Origin of the sequence: Aeromonas sp. QDB11 (genome assembly GCF_027705265.1) — a bacterium.
Classification (GTDB): domain Bacteria; phylum Pseudomonadota; class Gammaproteobacteria; order Enterobacterales; family Aeromonadaceae; genus Aeromonas; species Aeromonas allosaccharophila.
The window spans coordinates 1-4708 of sequence record NZ_JAPDBM010000121.1 but is presented as its reverse complement, the minus strand read 5'-3'; the positions used below and the strand labels follow the sequence as shown (position 1 = coordinate 4708).

General features: G+C 50.7%; 3 protein-coding genes and 1 pseudogene. 3 read left to right on the top strand and 1 reads right to left on the bottom strand.

Annotated features, from left to right (window positions below):
* The 3 genes from OKC40_RS21810 to OKC40_RS21800 all read left to right on the top strand — a co-directional run.
* On the top strand, nt 1–1370 hold a 1370-nt coding region (locus tag OKC40_RS21810; protein ID WP_270796973.1), incomplete at its 5' end, for a hypothetical protein.
* A 1-nt stretch (nt 1371) separates the two neighbouring features.
* Nucleotides 1372–3303: a hypothetical protein gene (locus OKC40_RS21805; protein WP_270796972.1), complete on the top strand. Its 1932-nt coding sequence runs from the start codon at nt 1372–1374 to the stop codon at nt 3301–3303.
* A 3-nt stretch (nt 3304–3306) separates the two neighbouring features.
* Entirely contained in the window at nt 3307–4155 is an 849-nt protein-coding gene (locus tag OKC40_RS21800; RefSeq protein WP_127005519.1) for a hypothetical protein, read from the top strand.
* Nucleotides 4156–4220: 65 nt separating this feature from the next.
* On the opposite strand, the pseudogene OKC40_RS21795 reads toward OKC40_RS21800, so the two are convergent.
* Nucleotides 4221–4631: pseudogene (locus OKC40_RS21795) on the bottom strand (DDE-type integrase/transposase/recombinase); the annotation flags it as partial.
* Nucleotides 4632–4708: the final 77 nt, after the last annotated feature.

Here is a 4708-nt window from a genome sequence, read left to right as displayed (position 1 = left end):
ACAGGCCTATAAGTATTTGTTTTGTAGGCAAAAAACTATTTTTAATTTTTAACAAAATGTTCACGATCTCGCCCTGGATCGTCAGTAAGGATCTGCCGCGCGTCATGAATATGATCCGCACCCAGTCACGTCTGTATTACCACAGTGATAAAGGCGGCCAGGACGATGGCAGCCAGGTGCTAGCCGAAGCCCTGGAAGTATTTGACGGCGCCGCGCAGGAACTGCGGGAAGAGCACACCAAAAAGGTGAAAACGTGCATCGCTAAAACCTTTGAAGCGGCGAAGAAGGAAATGGACTCCAGGCTGGTCAAGGAGCATGAGGGATTTGCCAACTGGGTATCGAATGCATTTGATACCACCAGTGAAACAAAAGGCAAATTGCAGCAACTTGTTAAGGATTCATGGCAGCACGCATCAGCGGATTTCTTCGACGACTATGTGAACAGCCTGCAACAACTGACTGCGGCGAAACTCAAGCCCATGCCAAACGGCAACGATCGCCCAACCTTGCCTGCACCACCGAAGCTGAAGAAGCTGGTAGCACTTGGCTATATGAATAGCGCCGGGCAGCCCGTGCAGCACGAACAACTGAATGAAGAAAAAGTAAACAATATCAAAATGTTGCTAAATCATGGCCCCACGTCGAATGTGCAAAACACCACGGTGGTGAATAAACAGTTCAGGAAAAGCGTGGAATTGATCCCGGTGCTTTCGCTGGAGTACACCCGCCTTGTGTACGCCATGCCTGAGATTTGTAAAGACCTGCGGCCCTACGTCACGCTTGAGCAGGACGACGGCGAGACATTCGCAGGTAACATCGCTGCTGAAGGGGTTCAAACCCTCAACGCAGGGGTTGATCTTGGCAAGACGGCAATAAAGTCGCTGGCGGCGGTGCTGGCGATTGACGTGGTAAGCGACGGCGATTCTGATATCCTCGGCGCGCTCTTTGGCCAGGATCAGCCTTCCATTGACCCGGCGGGTTCACCTCTTCCCCCCGCACCGGTGATGATGCATCCTGCTGCCGTTGCAGTAACCGCCGTTGTGGCGGCGGCCTACGTGACCTCGGCTGCGGTCACCCGAATGCGCACCTTCGAGAAAAACGCGAGCACTCAGGCACATGTCATGCTTGCCAGTGTTCATGACCACCATATTGAGCATTTACGTAATCAGTTCGATGAGACGATGAACGCGGCGCGTAAGCGGATTAGCGAAACGTTACGTGCACGTTATCACATGGACGAAATGCTGATGCGCAAAGATCGGCTCGCGAAAGCTATTGCCGATGTAAATGCTCTCATCGACGACCTGCGCACTGAGCTGGGTTCATCGGCTTCGGGTCTGCAAGTGTTAATCACCAGCCGTGGTGAGTGAGATGACGTCTGGGAAGATTATCGATTACTGGCAGCGGTTGGAGTCACGGCAGTCGGAGTGGGCTTTTCGCGCCTACGATCGGCTGATGAAAACATTGAGTTCTGATGTCCAGGACAGAATACAGCTCAGGGAAAGCAATGCCGAGCCGTACGTGGTCATCTTTGGTAAGACACAGGTCGGAAAAACCACCTTACTGCTCGACCTGATGGGCATCGATCTGCAGCAGATGGCAACGCTATCGCAGGTGCTGCGCGGCGGGCGCGAAGCCGGGAAATCGGCCACAGCTACCGCCATGGAGTATCGCCGTTCAACGGACGCGCGCTGGGGATTGTCTGTGCAATCGAAAAAGCGTTGGTTTACCTCTGACGACGCGATGGCACAGGCATTAGCGCAGCTGAGACAACAAATGGAACGGGGGGAACTGGTTGTCGATTCCCCCTGTATTGTGCATATTCCGGGGCGTTTTTTCAGGATACAAACCTCGGGTGCGCCCGGCGTGCGTATTCTGGATCTGCCTGGTGATAATCCCGCCAATATGCAAGAGCAAAAGCATGTAAATCAAATGGCGAAGACCTATCTTCCCTTCGCTGATTTGGTCCTGCTGATTGGGCGTGGCGACGATTTGAGCTTCCTGCAGCCGGAGGTTATCACCCTGCCGGGTATTGAGGACTGGCAGGCAATGCCGCACCGGTTTCGCATCGTGACGACCTATTCCTACTCAGCCCAGTCGGTGAAGACGCTGATTCGCAACGATCCGGCTTTCGATATCACGCAGCTACGTCAGCGCCTTATTGAACAGATTGAACGCTTTAACAGCCTGAGTGACGCGGCGAAAGATCGGAACCTCTACTTTCCGCTCGAGTTTGGTTGCAGTTGGCTGAGTATGGCCGAAAATGATACTGCCCTTTATGCCCGGGTTGCCCCCATGGTCAGCCGCTTGCGTAGCGAATTGTTGGAACAAATTGCAACATCGACCAGCCCACTCGGACGGCTGCGAAGCACCCTAGATACCCACCTCAGCGTTAAATATATCCAGGAGAAAAAAACGGCAGCGATCGAAAGAGAACTATTGGGGCTAAAAAAACAGCAACAAGAGACAAAAGATAAACTGACGGTTTGGGAAAGCGCTATTACTCAAACGCAGCAAAAAATAAACCAAACGGAGATTTTATTAAAAGATAACGCGTTACCTGTCAGCCAACTGCTTATCGACAAAGCGGCGAAAAAGGCCGCAGACTTTAAATTGGAGGGAAGTTACAGCAGCGAAAAATGTACGACTTTACACAGTATGATCACCGACTACTGCTCTAAAATTAAAAATATCCAGTTAGATGTGGGAAATAAGACGACCTACTGGCAAAAAGTGGCCCGCAAGAATTTTGAGCCTACGAGACAGTCTGTGCAGGATATTCTTGATGAAAATTTCAGTACTATTCGCTATACACTCAATGACTATTGGATCGACACCTATCTTAGTTCGGAGAATTATTTATCTGATAAAAACAGCGTCATCCATGCTGCTGATAATGCCAAAGTAGAAGTCATTCGGTTGTGGACATCACGATGGCTGGCTGCCGCAGAGAACGTCCATACTGAATACAAAAGCGAACTCACCAAAGCACGGATGACTCTCGATGTGCTGCGGTTAGAGCAGAATAAGTCCCTGCGGCAGCAGACATCACTTGAGCAACAGGTCGCCTCGTGCGAAGACGAGTTAAAGAAAATTGCCGTTGAATCACAAGAGGATCTTGCCCGCTGCGAGCAGTTTGTTCACTTTCTTGATGAGGAGTATCTTAATATATTAAATACGCACTTGGATTCGGCCTTTCAGGAGCGTGATAATTGTGATGCGTTATTGCAAATTTTATCCTGCGTTGCGTTAAAAAACCAGCGGGAAGATTTAATGAATTTAACTGAAAAGCATTCTGGATAAGACATGAACGTGACTAGTGAAATAAAAAACAAAGAAAAAACGCTCGCCGAGTTAATGGTAAAAATACTTAAGGAGCCGCTCAAGCCCCTTGATAGTTCATTAAAAAAACTCCATGAAGAGGTTCTGGACACCAAAGATAAGGTTGAGGAAATCACTGACGCCATTAATGCGGTAGGCACAAACACCGAAGAAATCATTAATCCGCTGAAAAGATCGTTACGTGAGCTGCAAGATGACGATATTCCTGGGACGATAAGCAAGCTGCGGGAGTTTATTTCGACTCAGGTTGAAGAAAAAAAACAGGATATGAGCGCCGCACTTAGCCAACAATCGGCGCACTATGATAGCCAGCTGAAAGCCGCGACCGGTGAGGTCTTTGGAAAACTGTCAGAGGTGCTTGGACAGCAAAGTGATGCAATCCAGCGGTATCAGCAAACGGTTATCGACGGCGCTGAGGCCCTGTCGCAGCAACTGCTGGCGGTTAACCAATCCCTGGAGGACGCCAGCGTCGACAATGCCTGCGAGCAACGGTCGACGCGAGAGCGTGACCAGCGGTTGGCTGAACGGCTAGAAAGCGATCGGCGGGAAGTATTAAGCGGCCTTGAAACGCTGTCCACCGACGTCCAGGCAGCACTGGCGCAGCATTTGATCCCGCCAACCCAGGCTATTGAGTCTCTGCAAACCAGCCTGCAGGCGTTGACCGAGGCGGTGAGCGAGCAAAAGAGCCATCTGGAAGCGCAAATTGCCGCAAGTCAGGGGAGATTCCGCTACGTTGTCATCATTTTTGCCCTATTTGCTACCTCAACGCTGGCGTATATCGGCTATGACATCTGGAAAAATTTAGCTCCCTGACAGGGCGAAAACGCATGGCGTCTAACGCGATAGAGCCATTATATTTTGAGTTGTGTATGTAGTGGTCAACTAAATCCGGACATTTGATTAGGCCGAGTCTCGGCTTGTGCTGGCGGTATTCCACCATTGTATTGATGTGGACGCTGCCAGTTGTAGTAATCCATCATGTAGTGGCTGATATCCCGTTTCGCCTCCCGCAGACTCATGTAACCCGTCGCCGGAAGCCACTCCGTCTTCAAGCTCCTGAACAACCTCTCCATCGGCGCATTGTCCCAACAGTTGCCACATCGGCTCATGCTCTGGGTCATACGATAGTGCCATAGTCGTTGCCGAAATGCCCGGCGGCCATATTGGCTGCCCTGGTCAGAGTGAAACAGCACGCCTGATGGACAACCTCGTTGCTGATACGCCATCTCAAGTGCTTTCACGGCCAGCTCGGCATCTGGTTTATCTGACATTGCCCACCCCACACCCCGTGGCTAATAACATCATGTCGATCAGCCAATAACATCATGCCGATCACTTTTTTTCTGCCCGCGTTTATAGCGTCTTC